Origin of the sequence: uncultured Pelagimonas sp. (assembly GCF_947498515.1) — a bacterium.
In the GTDB taxonomy this organism is placed as follows: domain Bacteria; phylum Pseudomonadota; class Alphaproteobacteria; order Rhodobacterales; family Rhodobacteraceae; genus Pelagimonas.
In genome coordinates, this window is sequence record NZ_CANMKO010000014.1 from 23,743 (window position 1) to 47,985 (window position 24,243).

The 24,243-nt window shown below is 53.8% G+C and carries 23 protein-coding genes and 2 pseudogenes; 16 read left to right on the forward strand and 9 right to left on the reverse strand.

Features of this window, described 5'->3' with window-relative positions; translation table 11 throughout:
* Window positions 1–4: 4 nt before the first annotated feature.
* Window positions 5–976 (reverse strand): ABC transporter ATP-binding protein, encoded by a 972-nt coding sequence (locus Q1A43_RS20560; RefSeq protein ID WP_299938418.1) that lies wholly within the window; start codon window positions 974–976, stop codon window positions 5–7.
* A gap of 263 nt (window positions 977–1,239) precedes the next feature.
* On the opposite strand from Q1A43_RS20560, the gene Q1A43_RS20565 reads away from it, so the two are divergent.
* Together Q1A43_RS20565 and Q1A43_RS20570 are read left to right on the forward strand one after the other, a co-directional pair.
* The gene (locus tag Q1A43_RS20565; RefSeq protein WP_299938421.1) at window positions 1,240–1,926 is read left to right on the forward strand and encodes a GntR family transcriptional regulator; all 687 of its coding nucleotides are present in this window, start codon (window positions 1,240–1,242) and stop codon (window positions 1,924–1,926) included.
* Complete coding sequence (locus tag Q1A43_RS20570; protein ID WP_299938423.1) at window positions 1,923–2,765, forward strand: GNAT family N-acetyltransferase; 843 nt, start codon at window positions 1,923–1,925, stop codon at window positions 2,763–2,765. The genes Q1A43_RS20565 and Q1A43_RS20570 overlap by 4 nt, the downstream gene beginning before the upstream one ends.
* Window positions 2,766–3,025: 260 nt before the next feature.
* Here the strand turns inward: Q1A43_RS20570 and Q1A43_RS20575 are convergent, their stop codons facing one another.
* The 5 genes from Q1A43_RS20575 to Q1A43_RS20595 form a co-directional block, all read right to left on the reverse strand.
* Window positions 3,026–3,184 (reverse strand): hypothetical protein, encoded by a 159-nt coding sequence (locus Q1A43_RS20575; RefSeq protein ID WP_299938425.1) that lies wholly within the window; start codon window positions 3,182–3,184, stop codon window positions 3,026–3,028.
* A gap of 39 nt (window positions 3,185–3,223) precedes the next feature.
* Complete coding sequence (locus tag Q1A43_RS20580; protein WP_299938427.1) at window positions 3,224–4,051, reverse strand: hypothetical protein; 828 nt, start codon at window positions 4,049–4,051, stop codon at window positions 3,224–3,226.
* Window positions 4,052–4,310: 259 nt separating this feature from the next.
* The gene (locus Q1A43_RS20585; RefSeq protein WP_299938429.1) at window positions 4,311–4,619 is read right to left on the reverse strand and encodes an EthD family reductase; all 309 of its coding nucleotides are present in this window, start codon (window positions 4,617–4,619) and stop codon (window positions 4,311–4,313) included.
* 96 nt (window positions 4,620–4,715) lie between these two features.
* Window positions 4,716–5,180, reverse strand: coding sequence for an SRPBCC family protein (locus Q1A43_RS20590; protein WP_299938431.1), 465 nt, complete (start codon window positions 5,178–5,180; stop codon window positions 4,716–4,718).
* 148 nt (window positions 5,181–5,328) lie between these two features.
* Window positions 5,329–6,900 carry an HD domain-containing phosphohydrolase gene (locus tag Q1A43_RS20595; RefSeq protein ID WP_299938433.1) on the reverse strand — a complete coding sequence of 524 codons (1,572 nt, stop codon included), beginning with the start codon at window positions 6,898–6,900 and terminating at the stop codon, window positions 5,329–5,331.
* A gap of 369 nt (window positions 6,901–7,269) precedes the next feature.
* Here Q1A43_RS20595 and Q1A43_RS20600 point away from each other — a divergent pair, with 369 nt between their 5' ends.
* Window positions 7,270–7,497, forward strand: a complete 228-nt coding sequence (locus Q1A43_RS20600) for a hypothetical protein (RefSeq protein WP_299938434.1) — start codon at window positions 7,270–7,272, stop codon at window positions 7,495–7,497.
* 377 nt (window positions 7,498–7,874) lie between these two features.
* On the opposite strand, the gene Q1A43_RS20605 is transcribed toward Q1A43_RS20600, so the two are convergent.
* Window positions 7,875–8,018, reverse strand: coding sequence for a hypothetical protein (locus Q1A43_RS20605; protein ID WP_299938437.1), 144 nt, complete (start codon window positions 8,016–8,018; stop codon window positions 7,875–7,877).
* A gap of 941 nt (window positions 8,019–8,959) precedes the next feature.
* Between Q1A43_RS20605 and Q1A43_RS20610 the strand changes: the two genes are divergently transcribed.
* Together Q1A43_RS20610 and Q1A43_RS20615 are read left to right on the forward strand one after the other, a co-directional pair.
* The gene (locus Q1A43_RS20610; protein ID WP_299938439.1) at window positions 8,960–10,138 is read left to right on the forward strand and encodes a DNA repair exonuclease; all 1,179 of its coding nucleotides are present in this window, start codon (window positions 8,960–8,962) and stop codon (window positions 10,136–10,138) included.
* Entirely contained in the window at window positions 10,135–13,539 is a 3,405-nt protein-coding gene (locus Q1A43_RS20615; RefSeq protein ID WP_299938441.1) for an AAA family ATPase, read from the forward strand. Before Q1A43_RS20610 ends, Q1A43_RS20615 begins: the two co-directional genes overlap by 4 nt.
* 299 nt (window positions 13,540–13,838) lie before the next feature.
* On the opposite strand, the pseudogene Q1A43_RS20620 reads toward Q1A43_RS20615, so the two are convergent.
* Window positions 13,839–14,120: pseudogene (locus Q1A43_RS20620) on the reverse strand (transposase); the annotation flags it as partial.
* A 139-nt stretch (window positions 14,121–14,259) separates the two neighbouring features.
* Between Q1A43_RS20620 and Q1A43_RS20625 the strand changes: the two are divergent.
* Window positions 14,260–14,655 carry a transposase gene (locus Q1A43_RS20625; protein WP_299938444.1) on the forward strand — a complete coding sequence of 132 codons (396 nt, stop codon included), beginning with the start codon at window positions 14,260–14,262 and terminating at the stop codon, window positions 14,653–14,655.
* Window positions 14,656–15,137: 482 nt separating this feature from the next.
* Window positions 15,138–15,466 (forward strand): annotated as a pseudogene (locus Q1A43_RS20630) (transposase).
* Here the strand turns inward: Q1A43_RS20630 and Q1A43_RS20635 are convergent.
* The gene (locus Q1A43_RS20635) at window positions 15,414–16,112 is read right to left on the reverse strand and encodes an FCD domain-containing protein (RefSeq protein ID WP_299938447.1); all 699 of its coding nucleotides are present in this window, start codon (window positions 16,110–16,112) and stop codon (window positions 15,414–15,416) included. The pseudogene Q1A43_RS20630 and the gene Q1A43_RS20635 sit on opposite strands and share 53 nt — an antisense overlap.
* Window positions 16,113–16,307: 195 nt before the next feature.
* On the opposite strand from Q1A43_RS20635, the gene Q1A43_RS20640 reads away from it, so the two are divergent.
* From Q1A43_RS20640 to Q1A43_RS20680, 9 genes are all read left to right on the forward strand, one after another.
* Window positions 16,308–17,153, forward strand: a complete 846-nt coding sequence (locus tag Q1A43_RS20640; RefSeq protein ID WP_299938449.1) for a fumarylacetoacetate hydrolase family protein — start codon at window positions 16,308–16,310, stop codon at window positions 17,151–17,153.
* Window positions 17,154–17,277: 124 nt separating this feature from the next.
* Window positions 17,278–18,183, forward strand: a complete 906-nt coding sequence (locus Q1A43_RS20645) for a VOC family protein (protein WP_299938452.1) — start codon at window positions 17,278–17,280, stop codon at window positions 18,181–18,183.
* A 23-nt stretch (window positions 18,184–18,206) separates the two neighbouring features.
* On the forward strand, window positions 18,207–18,764 hold the full coding sequence (locus Q1A43_RS20650) for an NADPH-dependent FMN reductase (protein WP_299938455.1): 558 nt from the start codon (window positions 18,207–18,209) through the stop codon (window positions 18,762–18,764).
* Window positions 18,765–18,801: 37 nt separating this feature from the next.
* On the forward strand, window positions 18,802–19,689 hold the full coding sequence (locus tag Q1A43_RS20655; RefSeq protein ID WP_299938457.1) for an alpha/beta fold hydrolase: 888 nt from the start codon (window positions 18,802–18,804) through the stop codon (window positions 19,687–19,689).
* Entirely contained in the window at window positions 19,686–20,741 is a 1,056-nt protein-coding gene (locus tag Q1A43_RS20660) for an Ldh family oxidoreductase (protein WP_299938459.1), read from the forward strand. Before Q1A43_RS20655 ends, Q1A43_RS20660 begins: the two co-directional genes overlap by 4 nt.
* Before the next feature lie 35 nt (window positions 20,742–20,776).
* Window positions 20,777–21,244: a tripartite tricarboxylate transporter TctB family protein gene (locus Q1A43_RS20665; RefSeq protein WP_299938461.1), complete on the forward strand. Its 468-nt coding sequence runs from the start codon at window positions 20,777–20,779 to the stop codon at window positions 21,242–21,244.
* Between the two features lie 2 nt (window positions 21,245–21,246).
* The gene (locus Q1A43_RS20670) at window positions 21,247–22,746 is read left to right on the forward strand and encodes a tripartite tricarboxylate transporter permease (RefSeq protein ID WP_299938463.1); all 1,500 of its coding nucleotides are present in this window, start codon (window positions 21,247–21,249) and stop codon (window positions 22,744–22,746) included.
* Between the two features lie 75 nt (window positions 22,747–22,821).
* On the forward strand, window positions 22,822–23,781 hold the full coding sequence (locus Q1A43_RS20675) for a tripartite tricarboxylate transporter substrate-binding protein (RefSeq protein WP_299938464.1): 960 nt from the start codon (window positions 22,822–22,824) through the stop codon (window positions 23,779–23,781).
* Window positions 23,782–23,845: 64 nt separating this feature from the next.
* The gene (locus Q1A43_RS20680; RefSeq protein ID WP_299938465.1) at window positions 23,846–24,217 is read left to right on the forward strand and encodes a YciI family protein; all 372 of its coding nucleotides are present in this window, start codon (window positions 23,846–23,848) and stop codon (window positions 24,215–24,217) included.
* Window positions 24,218–24,243: the final 26 nt, after the last annotated feature.

The following is a 24,243-nucleotide window of genomic DNA, read 5'->3' on the forward strand; positions in this document are numbered from 1 at the left end:
ATTATTATTGGAGGCGGTGTAGCCGCCCCTCGTCCCAAGCGAGGTTGACAGTGTCGCCAGGGTTTTTTGGGAATTGGAAAAAGGCCGCTTCGGGCACGAGGGCGAGTACCTCTTCGCCTGCTTCAATGCGGGCTGTGACCGCAACATTGCCGCCTTGATATTCAACGGTGGTGACAGTTGCGTTTAGGCCTTGATCACCCAGCGATACGTCATCGGCGCGCAAGGCGGCCTTGCCCCCGTCCAGCGAGATCACATTGTGCCCCCCCATAAACCGCGCGACAAATTCAGTTTTTGGCGCGCTCCAGACATCTCGTGCGCTGCCCGCCTGTTCGATAACGGCGTTGTTCATCACCACTAGTTCGTCACCCAGCGCCAGCGCCTCGTCCTGTCCATGGGTGACGTGGATAAACGTGATCCCAAGCTCGCGTTGCAGCTTTTTCAGCTCGGCCCGCATCCGGATGCGCAAAAACGGATCAAGCGCCGAAAGCGGTTCATCCAGCAGCAACACCTTGGGCTGGGTGATCAATGCCCGCGCTAGCGCAACACGTTGCTGCTGACCGCCCGAAAGTTGCGCGGGCAGGCGATCTGCGAAGCTTGTCATATCGACGAGTTCAAGCAGCTCGTTGGACTTGGCATCCCGCGTGGCTTTGTCTACGCCCTTCATCTGTAAGGAAAATGCCACATTGTCACGAACGCTAAGATGCGGAAACAACGCATAGTTTTGAAACATCATTGCCGTGCCGCGTTTGGCAGGCGGCAAATGTGTCACGTCGGATCCCGCCAGAACGATAGACCCATCCGTCACGCTTTCATGTCCTGCGATCATCCGCAGCGTCGAAGATTTTCCGCATCCCGAGGGCCCCAAAAGGCAGACATAGGTTCCGGCCTTAAAGTGATAGTCTATCTTATCAACCGCTAGCGTGCCGCCATATTTTTTCGTCAGATTAACCAGCTGGAGATCGTTTCCGCCGTTCATACCCATTCCATCACCCGCCTAAGTTCGCCATCTGAATTCGTCTGTGTTCGCTTAAATCTCACTGCAACTTGTGGGGCCCAAGCTAGCGTTTGGCGCGATTTTCCAAGATCGAGACATGAGATTGCCGCTTATTTGTGCATGTGCAGCATGAATGTCTTCATTTCTGCGCACATAATTGTACACAATCTTGAAAACAAAACTGGCGCGCTTCCATGGTTGCCTATTAACCAAGCCGATTCCATTGTGGTCTCAAAGGACGGGACATGACCGAAGTGACAACGACACCACTCACAACCGAGCAATTGTTCACCCAGTTAGAGCTGGCAATTCACGAACATCGCCTGACCCCTGGTACAAAACTGGGGGAGGACGAAATTGCCGGCATCTACGGCGTCAGCCGAACAACGGTTCGCTCAGCTTTGCAGGCCCTTTCGCTGCAACGGCTGGTCGAACACAAGCGCAATCGCGGTGCCTATGTCGCGCAGCCTAGCCTTCGGGAGGCTCGGGAGGTGTTCGAAGCCCGAGCGCTATTGGAACCCCGCACCGCCCGTTCCGCGGCAGAACGGACCACCGCAGAGGACATTGCCAAGCTTCAGGTGCATATCGACGCCGAACACGAAGCCATGGCGGCTGGAAACCATGGGCGGGCGCTCTATCTGTCTGGCCAGTTTCATATCGAAATAGCTCGGATAGCCGACCAAGCCACAATCGAGGCCTTCATCACGCAGTTGATCTCGCGGTCTTCTCTCATTGTGGCTCTCTATTGGCAGCGCCGAACCGCAATGTGTGAAAGTCACGCCCATGATGCTTTGGTGTCTGCTCTTGCGGATCAGGACGGCCCCCGCGCGGATGAGCTGATGCGCAACCATCTGCTTGATCTCGTCGCCTCTTTGGATCTGCGCAACAAGACTTCCGCGCCCCTTTCCCTCAAGGATGCATTGGCACAATGACGGATCTGCGTTTTGATACCGCAACCCTGGCGGAGCTTGAAACAGCGCTCAGCTGGGCCGCGCGAGAGGGCTGGAACCCCGGCCAAGACGATGCCCAGGCTTTTATGGCGGCTGACCCAGATGGCTTCTTTGTCGCGCGGGTTGCTGGCGAAATCATTGCTGCAATCAGTGTGGTGAACCACAGTGAAACCATGGCTTTCCTCGGTCTGTATCTTTGCAAGCCAGACTTTCGCGGCCAAGGGGTTGGCTTCGCGCTCTGGCGTCACGCCCTGCGCCACGCCGGAAAGCGCTGTGTCGGTTTGGATGGGGTGGCGGAACAAGAACCCAACTATGCTAAATCCGATTTTGTCCGAACCGGCGCGACCACACGCCTGCAGGGCAAAGCACCAAAGGCAACAACAGAGGGGACCCGCGCTTTTGATGCGGCGCGTGATTTTGCGGCGGTTGCAACCCTAGACCGGTGCGCAAATGGGTATCACCGATCGAAGTTCCTTGCACAATGGGTGGCCGAGGGGGCAGCGACCCGTAAAACCGTTGTCCTTTCGCAAAACGGCAAAGTTTCAGGCTTTGCTACGATCCGCCTGTGCCAACAGGGTGCCAAGGTTGGTCCGATCACCGCCCCAGACATCCCAACAGCCCTTGCATTGTTGAGCGCCGCCGCAGCAACCTTTGACGTTACTGATGTGACGCTTGACCTGCCAAGTTCAGCCATTGAATTCCGCGAGGCCCTGGAAGGGCGAGGTTTTGTAAAAACCTTTGAAACAGCGCGCATGTATTGCGGCACTGCCCCTGAAGCTTCTTCTTTGAACATGGCTATTGCGACGATGGAACTCGGGTAACATTCAAATGGGAGCGCGTCGGAGAGTTGCAGTCGACTTCACAGTAACACAGGTCTGAGAATAGAGATGAGACCACCAATAGGGTACCCTCTTGATGCGATTTAACTCGGAACGCTCTCATGCATTCGGCGAGATTGAACCCGAAAGACAATGGTTTGTGAACGTCCGCTATGAGACGCCTGAGATTTGACATTCCCAGAAACCTCAAAGGGCAGGGTTAGGTCGTTCGTGGACACAATGACCGGACGTTGCAAAACTCACTATGGAAGCGGAGTTTGCAAAGTCAGGGCCTCACCCGCCATTTCAGCATAAACACGCTGCAACGCCGCAAGAAGACCGGTCATTGGCGTCTCTTGCAGCAAAGATTTGGGCAAGATGACGGCCATACGGGACAAACAAACCGTCGTCCGTTTCATCATGCAACTTTGGATTGGGAAGCAAATTGAGCTAATGCTCTGCTAACAGGCCCCGGGATCAGTGTATGAATACCCAACCTTCAGCATCACAGCCTCGGAATAACCCTTGGCAATACCCAGACTGGCAAGCACCTCAACGGTGTAATCATTGACGCAAGCAGTTGCCTTTTGAGTCTTTGTTACGTGAGTTTTTCTTCCGGCATGCAAACTGACACCGCTGACTTCGGTTCCGATCAAATTGGCTACTGCAGTACCAACCTCGCCCACAGCACTTAATCGACTACCAGTCATTTTCTCAAATCGAATAGTGCAGTTATAAAGCTGTTCTTTAGGTGGTTCCTTGAATGACGTTGGTCCAAAAAACACTCTAAAGCGCTTATCTGACGACAGGCGTCTTTCATTGGAGCCAACAATTTCACTGAGCTGCCAGTCACCAAAAGCGGATGAATCACCCTCTTTGATTGCATTTAAGCACAGTCCCGTGAGCATTCGTACGTCATAGCTAAGATCGGGCTCCTCCGCCCAAACAGGACTTGAAAAAATCCAAACCCACAGAACCATCGGAAACGTGACAATTGTTTTCAACCGAACTCGTTTGGTTCGAAAGCGTCTCTTCAAAATCATCAAACACTTCCTGTAGTTGTTTCTTAGTGTTTGCCCGCCAGGCTTCAGACTTACACGTCGCACTTCGCCTGGAGCGGGCTCTTGGCGCAGCTCTTTTTGGTGATAGCACGTATTTGCCCCAAGTCGGAACCGGGCATTCATCAACGTGCGGCAAAGGCCAACTTGGCTCAGAGAAGCCTTGCGGCGGTGCGGCAACGCGTGTGGGGTGAAATCACAAGCGTTGGCAGGGTGTCGGATGACCGGCATCAGCCCTTCCAAGTCATTCGTGTAGAGCGCAGCATTGACCTTGCTTTGATATCAAAGGGCGAATTGCCGACATTAGCTACAATTTGCGCCAAAGTCTGCTTTTCTTCGATCCAACCATTTTACGCTGATCTGAGCGTTTTTGCAGCAATCGGAGTGCATTGACGTCAGTTCAGAGGGACAGTGATGAGGCTCTTCTAGGTGTATTTCTGCTTTGCCTCTGATTGATGGCAAAGCAGAAATGGCCAACGCCTTTTAGCGCTTAGCTAATGATTTCACCAATCAACATCTGCGGTGCGACGTTTGTGAAGTTTGGGATGTCTGCAAGCACAGGGCCTGCAACTTCAAGTGCGGCCTGCAGGTTTTCCATAGCTGCGAAGACCATGGTCGCAACGACATAGAAACCAGCCGGGACATCAGGGCCGCCTGCAATGCCTTTTGAAATGCTCGTGCTTTGGATGTGTGCCCCCATATGTTCGCCAACAAGCGGGATATGGGTGGCTGTGTAATAGTCGTGATCAAAAGTTGCATCGGTGCTGACGGGATAGAGAACTTGCAATGAAACGGACATAGAATTTCCTTTACGCAGTAGCAGAGAACGGCGTTTGTAGATGTGAGGGGAAGTATTGGTTCGGTATCATATCGTGGGCCCGAACCAACTCAGGTCTTAGTTGTCAAACTGTGCAGCTAAGGCCCCCAAGCCGCCGTCATAGAGGCCTTGGATCGCGCCCTCCATGTCAGGAACGTCGGATTTGAAGGTTCCTTCCCACGTTACAGTTGTGGGGTTTCCCGCAGAGACAGACAGCGTTGAAACGTAATTTGTGATCGGCAAAGGCGCTTCGATGATCTTGTAGGTGTAAGACATGTCGGCTTGCGAAGACACCAGTTGCTCCAAAACAGGTGCCCCGTCGCCCAGCGTCAGCTGGCGGTGGACTGCCCCGTCACGCGCCTCAAGAGAGCAGCTTACAATACCCGGATGCCAATCATCGATGTCGCAAAAATCACCAATAGTGTTCCACACTACGGCAGAGTCTGCGGCAACAGTTACAGAGCTTTTGATAACATAGTCATCTGCGAAAGCGGCGGCCGAGGATGCGATAAGAAGCGCAGCTGCGAGGCTGAGTTTGGTCATGTCTGAAGTGTCCCTTTGGGTGCTGTCGGTTGATCCGATTGCTTGTGTAACCACCTAGCCATACCAACGACTGTGCCGCCATAGGGAGGTGTCCCTATAAAGGCGAGAAAGCCAGAGCATTGACCGAAAAACGAGCCGCGCATTGCCGTTAGCGATTGAGCCACTTGCGCTTGATGACGTCCCAGGCTAGCTCTTTTTCATCACTTCCCAAACCATGCTCGATCGCCAGTATCGCAATTGCGGCACGGCCCCGGACACCTGTTTTCGTGTAAATCGATTGCACATGGTGGTCCGTGGTTTTGGCCGAAATACCCAGACGCGCGGCAATTTGGGGTGTTGTCTCTGAGCGCGCCAAGCAGGCAATCACCTGTGCCTCTCGACGAGACAAGCCAAAAGGCAAAGCCTTGCGCGCAGTCTTGGCTGGTGATCCGGCGGCTTGCAAAACAGCGGCCACTGCGTTCGGCATCAAAGCACCGGATTTGCTTTGTTCCGTCAGGTGGTCAGTCGCCTCTTTGGCACTCATCGCAGGGTGCCCAGGGCGGTCAAACACCAATTCGTCATACAGATTGGCCGCGGCCAGAACATTTTCACGCATTCCTTTTTGTTCCATGTGGCGATGGTACCCAGAACCGTCAAAACGCTCTTCAGCAGAGCTTGGCAACATGCCAAAGGTGCGAAAGGGATCGCCATGGGACAAGATATATTCGGTCTGAAACGAGTGGCTTTCAAACTCAAGCCGTTCTGCATGCGACAGATCTGCGGCTTTGTTCAGCAACCGATTGTCGATCGCACATTTTCCAATGTCATGCAGCAAAGCAGAGTGGCGCAACTCCATCAATGGCTGTTCAGCAATGCCCACGATTTGACCGGCGCGCCCAGACAAGGCCGACACGCGGCGGCTATGCCCGCCCATCCATTCTGATTTTTGGTCCACAAGATCAGCCCCGATCAAAGACAGGGCCTCGCAATGTTCAATGCCAAAAAAAATAGGGCTTCCCGGTTCCGCGGCCACAAACACATCAAACTCAGAGCCGTCCTCCAAGGGTGCAAAAATCACATCCCAGTTTGCCAAAAGATGCGCACACATTTGCGGATCCAAATCGCGCCCCGCCCGGTTAGCAATTTCGTCTTTTGCGGCTTGCACGCCTCTGAGCCGACAATACAGGGCCGCGACATGACCGATGCTAACGGCTCGAACCGGGGCAGGAATATCTTCGGTGCCGACCTTGCCAAGCCCGCCGTCCCAGCGCGCGTACAAATACGGCATGCATTGTAGCACATTGGCTGGCACAGGCAGTCGGGCCGCAAAGGTTCTGGATTGTTCACAGTGGATTTCGACAATGCCTTTGATGGCATCGTGATGCTCTAGGATGGTGCCAAAAGCTGCGTCACGCGCATCAGGGGCGGCATCCAATGCAACGCCGGCTTTTAGAGCAGCCTCCAATGCCGACAGATCAAGCCAATCACACAGCAAAAACGCAAGACTGAACCTGCGGTCATCCCCCAAAGCCATGCTACCCGCTTCGGGTCCACTTGAGGTGCACCCCAAAAATCGAAACAAAGATGTATAGTATGTTGCCTTGCAGGTCTTTTCGTCGAGCCCATATGACCGCGCCAACCCCGTGGCGATCACCGAGCCCGTCAGGCACGCGCCCCTTGGGCGCCCCGTCGCGCAGTCGCCCGCAATTGCCAATGTCCCGATCGCTTCTGATAAACGCATATGTATTCCCGTTTTAGTCCAATGGATGCAAAACTGGGAGCCATTCCAAATGATGCGTCTTAAACAAGACAGTTTTTGCTCTGTGCTATTTTAAGGCTAGGCCCATCAATGAGGAGCATTGCAACTTTAATCTCCCCTTTCGGAACCTTTGTGGCAGATTGCGGTATTTTTGACCTCAACGAGACCGCCGCGCATTTTTGACAACGTCCGCTTTGGAAGGGACACACGGCGAACGGCGGCTGTGGGCCGACACCGGAACTTCAGGCAAACAGAACCTCAAGTAGTTTCGATGCTGACCTGCTGCTGCGGTACCGCAAGTCGGGTTTGAGCCCAATTTGCAAAATGCTGCGCAGCGCGTGAGCGGCGGTTGTGCGTAATAGCGACCTTTGCAAAGTCCTGCAGGCCACCTTGATGGGGCGAACGGCCCAAGGACAAAGCCGCTTTCGCGGCAATGGCGCTTGGTCTGATCGGATCAGCATATGCTTGGTGTACTACAAGGCCGAGTGCCCATACTCGATCCACGGCATTTTGCCCCCTGATGAGGCCTATGCCTTCAAAACAGAACCAATGAGATTAGCAGCCTCAATGAAAACCTGATCCATCTTTACAAGACTGAAAACTGGTCGAAAATCTAGGACCACCTCTTAGACAAACGAAATTGGGCCTCCCAAAGGCGGCCCTGAGATCCGGTGTCCACTTAGAGTATCTCGCTCGCGGGTTGACCTTTATAAAGGCGGGGAAGCGCTGTCTCAATCGGTCCGTGGCATCATTCCGCAATCTATCGTTGCTGTTTTTCTAGTGCCAGGTGAACTGACGCGGTGGATGCCTCCACCCGACGGCATCGAATGTGCCAAAGTGATTTTATTTGAACCAAAAAGAGGGAGGCATCCATGTAAGTGGAATCGGCACAAGAACATTGATCTTCCCCTCCAGAACCATGGAACGGCTTGCATCTTTGCGCATCATTCCAATTCCTAAATAAATCTTTCAAATCCCTCCAGCGGTTCATTTTGCCCTGGATAACCAACGGAGGTATTTCGCAATTCTGTATCACCAACATTGATTGTTGTGGGATGTTGCATGTGTCCAAATAGCCAACGTCGAGGTTTGAATGTCATGATGATTTCCTCCAAATCTGAGGCATAACATGGGCCGTATGCAGGCTCTGCGCTTTAGGCCCTTTGATGCGGCGCGTTATGGGAGATCAGGGTTGTTTCGCCGTCAAACGGTTCCGAAAGGCGCTCTAAAAGCCAACTTCGATGCTCAACATGAATGGCTGCCGTTTGCGCGGGCGTTAGGCGGTGAAAAATGTTCCGCGCCACTTTGATGTAGTGATAGACGCTCATCACGCAGCTGGCCGTCCGCATATTCACCGCGCGATCACCATATACTTCAAAATCCGTCCAGAGCGTCGCACACAGAATGCGACATTTTCCTGAGATCAATTCGCTCTTCTGTAAGAAGGAAACCCCATGTTTTCGGCGATTTCCGCAAGCCATGGAATGCATCGGTTCCATTGTTTCTGGGCTTTATTTGGGAGATCACCTGCAACAATTCAGTGCGTGATTGCGTCAAACGCTGCATCAGGCACCCGAGAAAATGGATTCAGTCCTCGGTTCAGGTGCATTTCCAAATGGAGATCGGCGAGGAGGATGCATTTCATCTGCTTGCACCAGTCATTGGGTGATTTCTTGCCTGATCCGGGGTATTGCATCCAAGACGGCTGAAGAGAATTATTTTGTATTCAAGCGAGGTCATCAGATGTCCTAAACACAATTTCCCTATCACCGTGAGCCAGTGCTGCAAAGAAGATCAATAAGAAGAATTACGCCCGACATTGAATTCTGAGGGTGTCGAAATTTCCGACACGTTTGTCGCAAGTCGGACTGTTGTTTGATCGCTACACAGACTGCGGGAGCCTTCAAAGCTAGCAAGCGGCATCAGTCTATAATTTCCCCGAAGAAGACGATGTGCGAAGCGAACGTGCCTTGTAAGTACTCATTGCTAGATAACGGCGAAGCATTCACAATTAGTGGTGCATAATTGGGAAAATCACAAAATGCGGTTCATCGTTTCAGCTGATACACATCTGGGCTCCCCGATCCGTTCGGTTGCACTACGTAACCCAGAATTGGGAGAACGGTTGAAGCAAGCCAGCTTTGACACGTTTCGGCGTATCGTGGATATGGCGATTTTAGAGGCCGCAGACGCTTTAGTCTTGGCTGGCGATATCTTTGACAGCGATTTTCCCGATCTAAAATCAAGGGCGTTCTTGATTACCCAGTTAACGCGTGCTGGCACCGCTGGCATTCCCACGATTCTTATTCGCGGCAACCATGACGCACTGTTGGATCACACGGCTCACGGAAGCCTTGGCCCCGATATTCACTTGCTGCACAAGGGAAACCCAACTGTCGAAATCGGGAACGTCATGTTCCACGGGCTATCATTCGACAAAAGCCATTTGGCAAAGAGCCTTTTACCAGATTACCCGGAGCCTGTCATAGGGCGGACAAATGTCGGTTTAATGCATACATCATTGGGAGGCTCACCGGGTCACGATCCTTACGCGCCGTGCTCTGAACAAGACCTTTTGGCGTATGGCTACGATCTTTGGTGCCTTGGGCATATCCACATGCCTTTTGAACGCAGGTCGGGTTCCACGCTGGCCGTCATGCCCGGCATCCCTCAGCCTCGCCATTACGGAGAACGTTCCGGTGGTAGTGTAGCAGCGGTGACTGTTGGCGATGGTATTCCACAATTGGAGCGCCGAGACGTAGGGCATCTTAGATTTATGGAAGCCAAACTGGATCTCACAGAACTTGGCGACCAGTCAGAAGTCTTGTGCAAAATTGATGCGGCATTGAAGGCCGCCCAAGATCCATTGCGCATCACGGCTGTCCGACTGCAGGTAACAACTGCACGCCATACGGATGATGATTTGCAGGCTCTGGCGACCGAGTTATTGGAGAGCATAGACGATGTCTTCCTCGACAAAGTTAAGGTATTGCCTCCCAAAAATCTAACCGATGACAAGGTAAATGACTTAGCAAGGCTCATGCGTGCCGAGGTGCAAGAGGACGGGTTCCGCCAAGCTTGCGCTGAGATGCTTGATGATATGCGCAACGCTCTACCTCCAAATATTCGGGATGCATTGCCTGAAGATGAGATCACTGAACTGCTCGAAGAGGCGATAGACGAAGTGTCTTTATCCTTGCATGGAGTAGACACGCAATGAGGCTGAACAGGCTTGATCTGACGCGTTACGGGCGCTTCAAAGATGCGCAGATAACATTGCCGATTCCGCGGGCCGACGCAAGCGACGTGACGGTAATTTACGGCCCCAATGAGGCCGGAAAATCAACCGCATTCACCGCCTATCTTGAGCTACTGTTTGGCATGAAAGCCCGGGACCATCCGTATGATTTTCAGTTTAAGCGAAGCGATCTTCTTGTCGGGGCTGAACTTACTATTCCGAACCGGGGCACGATGACCCTTCAGCGCAACAGTAAGAGAAACCAATCACTGCTGGATCAACAAGGGCGCCCAATCGAGGAAACAGTATTATCTGCGGCACTGCATGGACTGAGCCGCGACGATTATATCGAACGGTTCTCTCTCAATGACGTTGGGCTACGTGAAGGCGGCGTTCGTATCGCGAATGCGCAAGGCGATCTGGGTCAGCTGCTGCATGCGGGAGTATCGGGATTGACGACTATTGCCACCACACTTGAACAGATGACCGCACATGCGGACAGGTTTCACAAAAAGGGTGGTCGTGGAACAGAACTAAAAGTTGCAAAAGACCGACTTGCCAAAATCAACCAAGAACTTCGCGCATCCCGCCTTACACCAGAGCGAGAACGCACACTAGCGGCGGCCAAAGACGATACTGAGAAAGAGTTTGAAATAGCCGATAAAAGTCTGGAAGGCGCAAGGCTACGCCAGAACGCGCTTGCAGCAGCACAGACTTGGCACGATCAGACGGACACTATCGGCCAAGTCGACTCAAAACTCGCTGAATTTCCCGATGGTCCTGAGTTACCTAAAGGTGCCGAGGCCGCGGTTGCCAGTCTTGTAATAACGATATCTGACAAGTCTTTGCGCGCTTCGGACGCGAAGGACGCCCTCGAAGCTCTAAGAAAGATCATCAGTGACAATCCAGAAGATCCTTTGGCGACCGCATTGAGGCACGAACTTAGGCAACTCGACCAGCTTACTTTCGATAACGCCCCGCTGTTGGCACGCGCAACGACTGCAGCGTCCGACTTGGATAGACGGATCGCAGACCGTGAGGCACTGGGGGCGAAAATCAATGAGGCCGTAGTTGCGCTCGATATGGCAGAGGTGCCCGTAGAAACCCTCGTACTGACATCTGACGAGATCGACGACTTGGCCAAGGCCGCACAGTCCGTCGTTAACTTGGAAAGGGACGTGATTGCGGCGGCAGCGGCAGCTACCCGGGCGCGAGACCAACTCGATGAGGCCCCGCCCGAACCACAGGACCTGTCCCAACTTCAAACTGCGTGGGACAAGTGGAGCGCCGTGGCGGATATCACATTAGCAAAGAACGCGGTGGCAACTGAGACGGCACAATTGGCGACCGCAGTTGCAGGTTTGCCCGCATCTTGGGCGGACTTGGTAGCAGTGGGTCTGCCGGCCCGGGAAACCTTACTCGATCTTGCCGGGGCTCTCGCGACAGCTTCCGCCGATCTGGGCTCCAGCGAAGCCGAGCTTGAAACCCAAGAAATCGCCTATGAATTAGCGCAGGCAAATCGACAAACATACGAGGCAACGCCAGCCACTATAGATGCGATTGCGATAGCAGAAACGCGGCGCAAGCGCGATGCAATCTGGGTGGAACACCGCAGCACCTTGTCGGCCGAATCCGCGATTGAATTTGAGGGTGCAATGCACGTTGATGACGACGCTCAAGCCAGCTTTGCAGCGGGTCAAGATGCGCGTGGGCAACTTATCACGGCACGCCGCGAAGAGGCTGCTGCCAGAGTTCTGCGTGACAAGGCACAAGAGCGCTTAAATCGCGCCACCGAAAAGTTTGGTGAACTAAAGAGACAAGCCGCTGCAAGCGCTTCAGCACTTGGCCATGCACCTGAAACCAATCCTGCGGCATTTACAGATCGGCGCACGACACTTCTGCAAGCCGCTGCAATTGAAGCAAAAATAAAGAATGCCCAAGCAGATTTGGATATTCAGAGCGCCCGCCGTTCCGCCGCCTTGCAGGAAATGAAGAAAGCAGCAAATGCGGTGGGAATTGACTGCGCTGACAACGATCTACCATCCGGTGTTCAAGCTGCATTGACGCTTCAAAACAGCGTGCGCCAGGCGTGGAACCGTTGGAAAGAAGCAAAAGAGGTTAGTGCAGACTTGGAGCAAGAGGCGACAGATGCAACAACCGACAAGGCAGCCGCGCAGAAAACTCTACAGAGCCTGATCAATACGCTACCTTTGGCCGGGCGCACAGCTGGCGAAATCATTGCCGCCTTGCCAAACCTGCGACGTCTGAGCCAGCTACACGCAGAGCAGGCAAAACTGATTTTGCGGATCGAGACTCTTGAAAACGCCATCGCACAGCTCGACGCAACCGCTTTGCGGATCATGGCTGTGACTGATGCAGTGAACGATCCTAAAGTAACGTCACTGGAAGTGATAGAACAGGCCCGCATGCGGGTCACAGCAGAAGAGCGTGCAACAGAGAAAAGAACCGCGGCACAGGCCGAAAAGGCGAAAGAAGAAACGGCACGCAAACAGGCGGTAACCGCGATTGCCGATGCCCGTATGGAGCTTGCGGAGTGGTTCACAGATCAAGGCGCAGAAGACCTGGAACCTACCCAGCGTGTGGCCGTCCTTTCAGAACGCGACAGCCTGCGCGACACACGCAAAGCTCAAGATGAGTTGCGGACTTCTGCACGCGTTGGCGTAAACGAGGATCTGTTTGTAGAAGAGCTAGCAAAGCTTCCAGACGCCAGTCGTGCCGCCGCAGTGGAACAGCTTCTGAAAGACGCCCAGCAGGACCGTGACCAAGCGTTTGCTGCGCATCGTGAGGCCGTGCGTCTTTACAAGGTGGCTTTTGATGCTGACAATCAAAGTAACCTCACAACTGAGCAAGCGACCATCCTCGAAGAAATCCGTAGAGGTGTGAGAAAAACCGCCGTTGCGCGGCTCGGAGTATTGGCAGCAAAAGGCGCTTTGCGTCGTTTGGCGACTGAACGGCGCGCCACAATGCTGGGTGACGTCGAACAAGCCTTTGTTGCAATCACCGCACCTGACTGGAGCCGCGTGGACGTCTGGAGCCAATCCGAAGGCGAAAAACTGATCGGTGTAAAGCCAGACGGCAGTTCAGTTTCGGTTGAAGACATGTCAACCGGAACGATGGGCCAGCTCTATTTTGCGCTTCGCGTCGCTGGATACCGTAGTTTCGCACGCGATCTGGGGCCGCTTCCGATGATCTTAGATGACATAATGGAAACCTTTGACGATGATAGGGCGAAGGCTGCATTGCAGCTCTGTTGTGACATCGGACGAAGTGGGCAGGCTATCATTTTCACTCACCATGCGCATCTGGTTGACCTAGCGCGGGACGCAATACCAGACGTCAATGTCGTCGACATGCCAGGCTGAGCAATTGATATTAGGATAACTTGCGACGCCTACTAGGTATACACCTATTACTCCAAGGTCATGCCAGAAAGCTCGAGCGATCACTTTTCTACCATACGCAAGCTTTGGTGCGCTGGAAAACGCGACCATAAATGCTTAATGCATGCGATGCTGCTTCGCCACGCTCAGTACTTCAGACACATAGAAATTTTTTTCTATAATTTGAGAATTTTGGGGATCTAAGCCGTTAAGCGTTGCTGTAAGTTTGGGTTCCCATTTAACGTGGTGAGCAGCCCCACCTGAGTGGTCCAATTTGAAAGTCAGTGCACGACAGGTCTTAGGTCCATCTGAATGATGGCTTCCGGCGCAGGCGGGCGATAGCTCAATGCACAGTGGGGTCGTTTGGTGTTGTGGTGTTTCCCCCTGCGTTCAATGATAATTTGGGCTTCGCGTGGTGAGTAAAAGACTTCAACGTTTAGCAAATCGTCTCGCATTCGGCAGTTAAAGCTTTCGCAGTATCCGTTCTCCCAAGGGGCACCAGGCTCGAAGTAGGCCGTTTTCACACCAACAGCATTGATCCGATCTCTGAGTGCTTCTGCGATGGTAACACCTTCGGAATGATGCTGATTGAGAGGCTATGGCCGCCTGTGCGCAGCACCAAATAGCGCAGCAGGTGGTCATAGCCGTGCCTCAGGTCCCTTCAGTGGTTGTGCACAAACCACACCGCAAAAGAGACCGACTATGACCGAGATCTGTACCGCACAGAACGCGCCCATTTTGGTGGCGATTGACATCGCGAAGGCGCGGCATGAAGTTTTGATTGCCACTCCAGGAATGAAGCGATGCCGTAGGTTGACCGTGGTCAACCAGCTAAACGTCTTCAACCGCTTGATCGCATCATTGGCCAGTTTCGGCCATCCCGTCCGAGTGGCGTTTGAGGCCACCGGCAATTATCACCGCGCCATAGCCTATCACCTGGCCTCAGCAGGCTTTGAGATGAAGCTGGTTTCTTCGGTGTCATTGGCCCGCACACGTGAAGCCCTTCATAACAGTTGGGGCAAAAACGATCCCAAGGGTGCTCAGGTTATCCTGCACATGATGGAAATCGGGAACACCCAGTTCTACCATGCCCACTGACGTGCTGCACCAATGACATTCAGGAGCTGTCCAAGACGTATGACATCGTTTCGAAGCTCAGGGCCGAACTTTGGCACCGCATTCTGACGCAATATCTGCCGCTGTATTGTCCCGAGGCGGACCGCTTTCACCGCAGCTCACGCGGAGATTGGTTTTTTGCCTTTCTGGAACGCTACCCGTCACCTCACTTGATCTCAGGGATGGATAAAGATGCATTCATCGCTGACGCTTGGAACGTCGTAGGCCGTAAAGTTGCAAAAGAACGTTTGCTTACAGATATCTATGAGACTTCTAAAACATCTGTGGGCTGACCTATCCGTCGAGATTCAGACGCCATTGGTATGTTCCGTTTAGCCCTTGGCCAAGGTCGTGGGCTCATCGCACAGCGTAATTAGATTGAATGCCGTGCGGTAGAACTGCTCAAAGATCTTCCAGACTATCAGCTGCTGACATCGGTCCTAGGGATCGGCCCGATTAACGCCCTGACATCCTTAGCAGAAGCCGGCGACTTGCGCCGTTTCAACCATCATTGGCAGTGTTGAAGTTCTGTGGCATGGATCTCGCGACCATCCAGTCCGGCACGTTCCGTGGCCAGACCAAGCTCTCAAAATACGGAAACCCTCGCTTGCGCCGCACGCTGTGGATGGCCGGACAAGTCGCCATTTTTCAAAAAACGAACAGCTTCCGCGACAAGTTTGAGCGCTACATTGCCAAGGACCGTCACAACACCCATTTGCGCCGCAAGGTCAGAAGGGTCATTAAAGCAAGCGAATTGCCCGATCGGACGTGTCCCGAATGTGTTTTTCAATGAGCTCGCAGGCAAGATCCGCGTCGCGGGCCACTGTGGCATTCATTATTTCGCAATGCTCTTCGGACTTTTTCCCGCCAAGGCCGTCTGGTGCGCGCTTTGTCACAAATCGATAGCGATCAAGCTGATCGAACATGAGGGAGCGAAGTCGAAACAGCCATTTTCCCTTGCAGGCGGCGACGAGAGATTCATGAAACTCGCGATGTCGTTCTACCCACTCTGAATGGCGTTCCATGCGGCGTTCCCAAGGGAGCCCTTCGATAAGGCTGAGCCGATGATGCACCGCAACAATGTTGGTTTCCCAATCTTCGCCGCCATGTTCGATGGCCTCGCGTAGTGCACGTTTTTCGAGGGTAATGAAATGATCCGTAATTTCAATAAGTTCTTCGGCTGAAACAGGTGCCACGCGGAAGCCTTTTCCGACTTCAACTGTGACAAACCCTTCGGACGAGAGTTGCGACAAGGCTTCGCGTAATGTGCCTATTCCGACGTTATACCGTGTTTTCATATCTGCGAATTTGAGCCGTGTTTCAGGCTCAAATACACTGCTGATGATGTCTGTGCGCAGGCGCGTTAAAACATCACGTTCCCCGTTGGCGTCCATTTTCGGTGAACGGCTGCTTGTCGGGTTTGAACTTTCAAGCGTCATGCATTTCTCCAAGCTGGAATAGGCACGTTGCTGGCGCAAGTGCTGCGCAACTTTAGCACGCATCTAAGATTGTCGAATATCTTACGCAATCGGGAAACAACATAGCAATCTAGAAAATTAGTTTATTTTTCACACTTTCATCGATACACGTATTTTCATCAATACGATTATTTTCGAAAATATAGGAAATAGCAGATGAAGTTTGTTTCTTTCAACTTAGATGGTCGGGCCTCTTGGGGGGCAGTAACTGAGCGGGGGTTGGTTGATGCTGGTGCGCAAATCGGCGGTCAATACCCTGATCTTAAATCGTTTATTGCTGCAGGAATGCCAGTGGACGATCTCCAAAATCTCGAGCCCTCCTGTCTGAAGCTAGGCGATGTGGACCTCGCTCCGGTGATTCCGAAACCCGGCAAAATCGTTCTGGCGGCTATCAATTACTGGGAAGCAGGGGAGCGAACCGATCAAAAACCGCCCTATCCTGTGCTCTTCTTGCGTCTGCCGTCCTCGCAAATTGGTCATGGTCAACCCCTTATCCAGCCGCGGTTTTCGCAGAAGTTGGATTTCGAAGGTGAGTTGGCTGTCATTATTGGCGAGGGGGGGCGACATATATCATCCGATGACGCGATGGATCATGTTGCGGGCTACTCAATCTACAACGATGCCAGTGTGCGGGATTGGCAAAAGCATTCACATCAGTTCACGGCTGGTAAGAATTTTAGCGGTACCGGAGCTTTTGGACCTTGGATGGTTCAGGCGAACGATCTGGGCGACCCCAAGCAAGGGGTAGGATTGGTGACGCGTGTCAACGGCGTGGAAAAGCAGCGCACGGTTACGTCACGGATGATCTTCGATATTCCATATCTGATTTCCTACATCTCGATCTTTGCGCCACTGGAGGCGGGCGATGTCATTGTGACCGGGACATGCACCGGCTTTGGCATCACGAGGCAACCGCAAGAGTTTTTAGCCCCTGGAGATGTCGTTGAGGTTGAGATCGAAGGGATTGGCTGCCTTTCAAACCGTGTCGAAGCGGAACGGTGATGTGGTGCCGTGGCGGGCTTCCGCACAGAATTTCGTTCCAAAATGTCAAAAGTTTCGAAAATCCATTGCAAAATGGAAAATCACTGTTAAACAAAGAATACAGCAGTAAAGGGAAGGTGTGGCCATGAGCTATCTGGTGAATTCCGTGGGGCACATTCAGTTGAATGTGGTGGATGTTGACGCGATGGTGCGCGAATCCTGTGACATCCTTGGGCTGCGCGTGACGCGCGAAGGGCCGGGATTCGTTTGGCTGTCCTCAAATGGTCGGAGCGCCGAGCTGGTTCTGCACGAAGCGAGCGAGAACGCGACACGTTTGATTGGGTTTGAAGCGGTGTCCGAAGCGGCCGTTGCTGAGGCTGCAAGCAGGGTTGAGAGCGCGGGCTGCAAGCTCGTTTCAACGGAACCAAGCCTCGATTGTTGCGTGACGGGTATGCGATTTGTAACGCCTCAAGGGCATACATTCGAACTGCACGGGCCGGTCGAAACGGAAATATACGGAGGTCGCTACCCTACGGTTGGCATGGCCCCTTTGCGCATTGACCACGTCAATATTACGTCACCTGAACCTTCTGAAACCCGCAATCAATTCGAAACCATTATGGGCATGCGACTGTCTGAGCGTATGGTTGATGATGGTCTGAGCTGGATGCGGGGGGCGAACCGCCTCCATCATATTCTTGGCATTGTCCGCGGAGACACCGGTCTTCACCATTACTCATGGGAAGTGGCCGAGTTTTCGGACTACTGCTTCTTGGGTGACCGGCTGGATACCATCGACAAGAACTTCATCTGGGGGCCAGGACGTCATCGGCCCGGTGACAATACCTTTGCTTATTACATCGATGCCTGCGGTGCGATGGTCGAATGCGCCGGCAACATGGCTTTGATCAATGATGATGATCGGAACGAACCGAATGTCATCACTGCCCTCAAACGCCCGGAAAACGTGCGCGTCATGAATGTCTGGGGCGAGCCAGCACCTTTGCCTTGGCGTGAGCACCAGTTCCCCTGGGCCGCTCCCGAAGCTTGAACACATATTGAAGGAAGTAGAACGTGACAAAACTCGGAATTCTCGAAGGGTCCTTGCGACGCGCGTCGCTCTCTCGTGCGGCAGGTCGTGCGGCTGCTGGTCTCGTGCCTGAGGGCATGGAGGCGGTGGCGCTGCCCAATCCGGGCACCTTGCCGTTGTTCAATCAAGATTTGCTGGACGATGGCATGCCCGACAGCGTGGCCGCATTCATTGCAGCGGTCGATGCGGTGGACGCCTTGTTGATTGTCACGCCGGAATACAACTGGTCCATTCCGGGCGGGTTAAAGAATGCAATCGACTGGTTGTCGCGCGCAAACCCCAACCCTCTGGCGCATAAGCCCGCTGCGATTTGGAGCGTTTCCCCCGGACTTTTGGGCGGAGCACGCGTCCATGAAGGGCTGCGCCACACCCTGTTGTCCCAAGATATGATCATCATGGCCAAGCCAGAAGTTCAAATCGCGGGGGCCAAAGGCAAGCTGGACGTCGAGGCGGGGCGGATCACCAATGTCGATTCCGAGGCGTTCCTGCGCGGGCACCTCTCTAGTTTTGACGCCTTTTGCAAGTCATGGGCTGGCAAGTGACCGCCTGCGTTAACCCACAAGAAAGAGGAGCATGCTCATGGAATATCCGCTGACATTCATGTCTGATGGCCTAAAACTATCCGGGGTTTTTCATGTGCCCGAGGGGCGCAAACCCGGGCAGCGCCTTCCAACATTCATTGTCCTGCACGGGTTTGTGGGCACTAAGGACAAGTCTCATGTTGAGCTTGTTGCCCGCATGATCGAAGAATTGGGATACTGTGTGTTTCGGATTGATTTCCGTGGCTGCGGTGAGTCCGAGGGCGCACGGGGCGAAGTTCGGTGCCATGACCAAGTCGCAGACACACGTAATGCGTTGAGCTTCATCTCGGAACGAGAAGAAGTTGACCCAGAGCGCATCGGTCTAACCGGGCATAGTTTCGGCGCCGCGGTTGCGATTTTTACCGGCGGTGTCGACCGACGAGTAGCCAGTGTTTTGTCCTTGTGCGGTTGGGGGGATGGCGAACGCAAGTTCCGCGGCCAACACCCCACACCCGAGGCTTGGGAAAAGTTCACCAATATTCTTGACGAAGGGCGCAAACACAAAGCCGAAACCGGCGAAAGCAAGTGGGTGTCACGGTTCGACCTCGTGCCAATCCCGGAAGAGTTGCGAAAAAATCTGTCGCCTAAGGCACAGTTTGAAGTGCCGGTTGAGACTGCGATCTCGATGTATAACTTTCGCGCCGAGGATGTGGTGGCTGATATCGCGCCTCGTCCGCTTTTGCTGTTTCACACCGCTGGCGATGTGATTACGCCCATGGAACAGTCGATAAGCCTGTTCGAAAAGGCGGGAGAGAATGCCGAATTGATGATCCCGACCGGTACGTCGCATTTTCCGCTATCGGATGAAGATGCCCCATATACGCGTGTGTTGATCGCCGCATGGCTGCAGAAATTCTTTCCCACACCGCTGAGCGTTCAAGCATGATTCTCTTTCGCCCAGATGACCTTAGGGACTATGCTGCTGCTCTTCTAACGTCGGCGGGCTACTCACTGGCACACGCGCAGCAAGCGGCTGATATCCTTGTCTGGGCGAATGCACGTGGCACCAATTCACATGGCATGCTGCGCATTCCAAGATATGTCGAAATGGTGGAGCAGGGGTTGATTGCCCCCTCGGCAGATCCGAAAATGGTGCGTGAAGACGGGGCAATGTGTGTGCTCGAAGCGGCCAATGCACCGGGCCCGTCAGCGATGGTTCAGGCCATGGACGCCGCAATCGACATTGCCAGCCGCTTGAATATTGGTTGGTGTTCCGCGCGCAATATCACGCATGCGGGGGCGATCGGCTATTTTGCATTACGGGCCGCCGAGCGGGGTTACATCGGAATCGTGATGACCGCCTCTGGCCCTCTGATGGCCTATCACGGGGCTAAAGTTTCGGGCCTGTCGACCAATCCGATTTCAATCTCTGCGCCGTCGCAAGATTGGCCTTTGTTGTTGGATATGTCTACTTCGACGGTGGCGCTTGGTAAAATCATGCAAGCCAAAGACGCGGGCACATCGATCCCCGAGGGATGGGCGATTGACGCAGACGGCGCGCCAACAACGGCCCCATCTGACATGGCCACTCTGACACCTCTTGGGGGGCCGAAAGGCTCGGGGCTGTCTTTGATGATAGAAGTGTTGGCCAGCGTACTCATTACAAATCCGGTGATATCTACCGTTCTTGGGGGCGGCAAGGGGGCCATGAATGGTGTGGCTTTGGCGATTAAGGCAGATGCCTTTGGAGACCCGGGGGTCTTTGCGGGACATATCGCGGACCTAAGCCACCGGCTTAAACAGCTGCCCAAAGCGCTTGATACCAAGGAGCTTTTACTTCCAGGCGAGCGAGGATTTCGGCATGCCGAGACATGCCAGCGTCAGGGTGTCCCGATGGCCGATGGCACGATGGAGCGGCTTGCCAGTTTGGCTGACAAGCTCGGCGTTGACCAACCTAATGCATTTGAGCCGGGCAAAGCAGCGCGATTAGGGGCGTAGATTGCCGATCATCTTGGAGTTTTTGGGAGGGAACCTTGGCAGAATTTGACGATCAAACAGACCAAAGCACAGTGAACCGTCTTGTGCGCGGGGGCGTTCTTTTGATCGCCGGTCTTGTCATGTTGTTCTTTGCTTGGGGGTACCCAACAGGAACGATAAACCAGATGGGTCCTGGTTTTATTCCACAGACAGTTGGGGTTTTGATTTCCGTTCTTGCCGTCGCCATCATCGTAATAGATCTGCGAAACCCCGAACAAGAAGACGTTGGGCAAATGCATTGGCGGGGGCTTATCTTTATCTCAGCCGCGATCGCGATTTTCGCCATTTTGGTGGATGTCGCCGGGCTTGTGCCGTCGATGTTTCTTGCTGTGGCTGTCTCTATCTGCGCTGACGATGACGCCCGCCCAATCCCAACTTTGATTTATGCCAGTATCGCAACGTTGTTTGGGTGGCTGTTGTTCTTGGTTGCTCTCGGCCTCCCGATCCCAGCGTTTTGGAGATAGCAATGCTAGATCAGTTCCTTCTCGGATTGTCCGTTGTACTTCAACCCACTGTGTTGATCTATGCGTTTTTTGGGGTGTTTCTGGGCCAGCTCATCGGCGTTTTGCCCGGAGTTGGGGCAATCACCGCGATTTCACTCTTGCTTCCGGTGACCTTCTACCTAGATGCCACAACATCGATGATTTTGCTGGCGGGGATCTATTATGGGTCTCAATACGGTGGGTCGATCGCCTCAATTCTGATGAATTTGCCGGGCACGCCTTCGTCTGTGGTGACTTGCCTTGAGGGCTATCCTTTGGCGCAAAGCAATCGGGCTGGTCTGGCTTTGTTTGTGGCGGCCTTTTCCTCCTTTGTTGGGGGGATGGTCGGTGTCGCGATCCTTGTGTTGGCCGCGATCCCTATGACGATCATTGCCTTGAAGTTTGGCGCGCCGGAATATGCGATGCTTGTGATTTTGGGGTTGTTGGCGGCCTCGATGATCGGGACGGGATCGCAGATTAGATCCTTTGCTATGGTTGTCCTTGGGATCGCCTTGGGGTTGGTCGGGGCTGATGCGACAACCGGGTACTACCGTTTTGTTGCTTTGCCTGAGCTTGCCGACGGAATTAGCCTTGTGTCTCTGGCTATGGGGCTTTTCGGGGTCAGCGAGATTATCCGCAACGCGTCGAAACGCCGGCCGGCCAACGCGCCGCATTTGTCGATCAGCATGCGAGACGTCATTCCAACGCGCGAACAGGCGCGCTCACTTGGGATGCCGATCCTGCGCGGGTCCAGCATAGGCAGCTTCTTTGGTGCATTGCCAGGCACGGGTGCAGCCATTGCGTCCTTCATGGCCTATGCGATGGAAAGACGGTTTTCGAGATCACCTGAGAAGTTTGGCAAAGGCCACCTTCCCGGTCTGGCAGCCCCTGAATCCGCCAACAATGCAGCCTCACAAACCGGATTTATCCCAACGCTAACCTTGGGCGTTCCGGGCGATGCGGTGATGGCGTTGATTGTCGGGGCGCTGATCCTGAATGGGATCATCCCGGGGCCACGATTGATGGTTGATCAGCCTGACCTGTTTTGGGGCGTTATCGCCAGCTTCTTTGTCGGCAATATCATCCTGCTGTTGATCAACATTCCCCTTATCAAACTCTGGGTGCTGTTGCTGCGCATTCCTTACCAAAAACTCTATCCGATCATCGTGGTGATGATCTGTGTCGGGGTCTATTCGCATCGTACCAGCGTGACGGATGTCGTGTTGACACTGGCCTTTGGCATCCTTGGGTACTTGATGAAGAATTACCGATTTGAGCCAGCACCCGTGCTTTTGGGCTTTGTTCTTGGGCCACTTCTTGAAGACAATTTCCGCCGCACCATGCTGCTCTATGGGGGTGACTTTTCGGTCTTTGTGACGCGCCCTATCAGCGCTGTTTTGGTCGCGGGGTCCGTTTTCCTGATCGGTTTTGCGATTTTCTCAAGCGTTTCAAACCGGAACAAATCCAACCGCGCGACAACATGAGCGTACGGTGCGCCTTTTCTAGCCCGAGGCGACATCGACAAAACAAACAGGGCTTTTCGAACTGGGAGGAAGAACATGATTAGAAAACTACTTACAGCGCTGCCACTTGCCGTGGCTTTTGCAATGCCGGTGGCTGCAGAAGATTTCCCTGATCGGTCCCTGCGGATTGTCCATGGGTTTGGGGCCGGTGGGAATGCCGATACGGTGTCCCGGATTATAGCGGAAGAGATGTCCAAATCTCTGGGTCAACCGGTTGTGGTTGAATCGCGTCCTGGCGCTGGTGGGACAGTGGCCTCTGGCTATGTGTCGAAAGAAGATCCAGATGGATACACGATGCAGTTGATGGTCGGCGGTCATGCCGTTGCTGCGGCACTCTATAACAGCCTTCCTTATGAATCTGTTGATGGGTTCACCTTTATCTCAACCCTTGGTCAGTTCCCGTTCATGGTTGCTGCAAGGTCAGGTGAATATGCCTCAATGGAAGCCTTGATCGAGGCGGCCAAAGCGTCGCCGGGATCCATCAAAATCGGGCATTCTGGTGTCGGGTCGACCCAGCACCTTACCGGAGAGCTTTTGGCGCTGCGGACCGGGGCCGAATTCTTGCACATCCCCTACAAGGGGGGCGCAGCCGCGTCGACGGCGCTGATGGGTGGTGAAGTTGATGTTGTCATCGATACAGGCACGGTGATCCGCCCACAGGCCGATGCAGGTGTTTACGACATTCTTGCGATCACTTCGGGCCAGCGTTGGCCTGATGCGCCTGATCTTCCTACCGTTGCAGAAACGGTTGCACCTGACTTTGACGTCGTATCATGGACTGGAATTGGCATGCCTGCCGGTGTTCCAACCGAGATTTCCGACAAGGTGCGTGGCGCTGTTCACGCAGCATTGGCCACGCCAGCCGTCAGCGACAAAATCGCGTCGCTCGGGGCCAAGCCTTCGCCGTCAACCGGTGAGGAAATGACCAATCTGATTGCTGGTCAAATCGCAGTTTGGACAGATGTGATTGCGACCGCTGGCATCGACAAGCGCTAAGCGAATTTGGCCCACCGGTTTCGCATCGGTGGGCCATTAAACCGGACACAAGAGGACCTGCATCATGACGACGCCCAAGCCCGAGGACCTATACGCCAGTATGTTGCGGCAAACTCTTTACGTCATCACAACCTCACCGGCCCGCGGCCCCGGAATGCAAGACGTCCTTGCGCAACATCTTGACTATCAAATCAAAATGGAGCGCGACGGAGTGCTGTTTGGCGCTGGGCCGCTGTTCAAGGACGGCGAGACCGCCCCTTATGCCGGCATGATCATCGTTCGTGCAAAGGATGAGGATGAGGCTCGTCGGCTTGCGGACATCGATCCGTTTCATGCCGCAGGTTTGCGAACATACACGCTAACACGATGGATGCTGAACGAAGGCGCAATGACCTTTTCGGTGCGCTATTCGGACCAATCCGTCGTCGTAAAATAACGTCAATTAACGTCAATTAACGTCAA

Coding starts and splice junctions, on each gene's coding strand:
- Q1A43_RS20645 (WP_299938452.1), top strand. CDS start 17,278: ATGAGCTATCTGGTGAATTCCGTGGGGCACATTCAGTTGAATGTGGTG.
- Q1A43_RS20595 (WP_299938433.1), bottom strand. CDS start 6,900: ATGCGTTTATCAGAAGCGATCGGGACATTGGCAATTGCGGGCGACTGC.
- Q1A43_RS20660 (WP_299938459.1), top strand. CDS start 19,686: ATGATTCTCTTTCGCCCAGATGACCTTAGGGACTATGCTGCTGCTCTT.
- Q1A43_RS20675 (WP_299938464.1), top strand. CDS start 22,822: ATGATTAGAAAACTACTTACAGCGCTGCCACTTGCCGTGGCTTTTGCA.
- Q1A43_RS20585 (WP_299938429.1), bottom strand. CDS start 4,619: ATGTCCGTTTCATTGCAAGTTCTCTATCCCGTCAGCACCGATGCAACT.
- Q1A43_RS20590 (WP_299938431.1), bottom strand. CDS start 5,180: ATGACCAAACTCAGCCTCGCAGCTGCGCTTCTTATCGCATCCTCGGCC.
- Q1A43_RS20575 (WP_299938425.1), bottom strand. CDS start 3,184: ATGATGAAACGGACGACGGTTTGTTTGTCCCGTATGGCCGTCATCTTG.
- Q1A43_RS20625 (WP_299938444.1), top strand. CDS start 14,260: ATGACCGAGATCTGTACCGCACAGAACGCGCCCATTTTGGTGGCGATT.
- Q1A43_RS20635 (WP_299938447.1), bottom strand. CDS start 16,112: ATGACGCTTGAAAGTTCAAACCCGACAAGCAGCCGTTCACCGAAAATG.
- Q1A43_RS20670 (WP_299938463.1), top strand. CDS start 21,247: ATGCTAGATCAGTTCCTTCTCGGATTGTCCGTTGTACTTCAACCCACT.
- Q1A43_RS20560 (WP_299938418.1), bottom strand. CDS start 976: ATGAACGGCGGAAACGATCTCCAGCTGGTTAATCTGACGAAAAAATAT.
- Q1A43_RS20680 (WP_299938465.1), top strand. CDS start 23,846: ATGACGACGCCCAAGCCCGAGGACCTATACGCCAGTATGTTGCGGCAA.
- Q1A43_RS20605 (WP_299938437.1), bottom strand. CDS start 8,018: ATGACATTCAAACCTCGACGTTGGCTATTTGGACACATGCAACATCCC.
- Q1A43_RS20565 (WP_299938421.1), top strand. CDS start 1,240: ATGACCGAAGTGACAACGACACCACTCACAACCGAGCAATTGTTCACC.
- Q1A43_RS20580 (WP_299938427.1), bottom strand. CDS start 4,051: ATGCCGGTCATCCGACACCCTGCCAACGCTTGTGATTTCACCCCACAC.
- Q1A43_RS20610 (WP_299938439.1), top strand. CDS start 8,960: ATGCGGTTCATCGTTTCAGCTGATACACATCTGGGCTCCCCGATCCGT.
- Q1A43_RS20570 (WP_299938423.1), top strand. CDS start 1,923: ATGACGGATCTGCGTTTTGATACCGCAACCCTGGCGGAGCTTGAAACA.
- Q1A43_RS20640 (WP_299938449.1), top strand. CDS start 16,308: ATGAAGTTTGTTTCTTTCAACTTAGATGGTCGGGCCTCTTGGGGGGCA.
- Q1A43_RS20615 (WP_299938441.1), top strand. CDS start 10,135: ATGAGGCTGAACAGGCTTGATCTGACGCGTTACGGGCGCTTCAAAGAT.
- Q1A43_RS20655 (WP_299938457.1), top strand. CDS start 18,802: ATGGAATATCCGCTGACATTCATGTCTGATGGCCTAAAACTATCCGGG.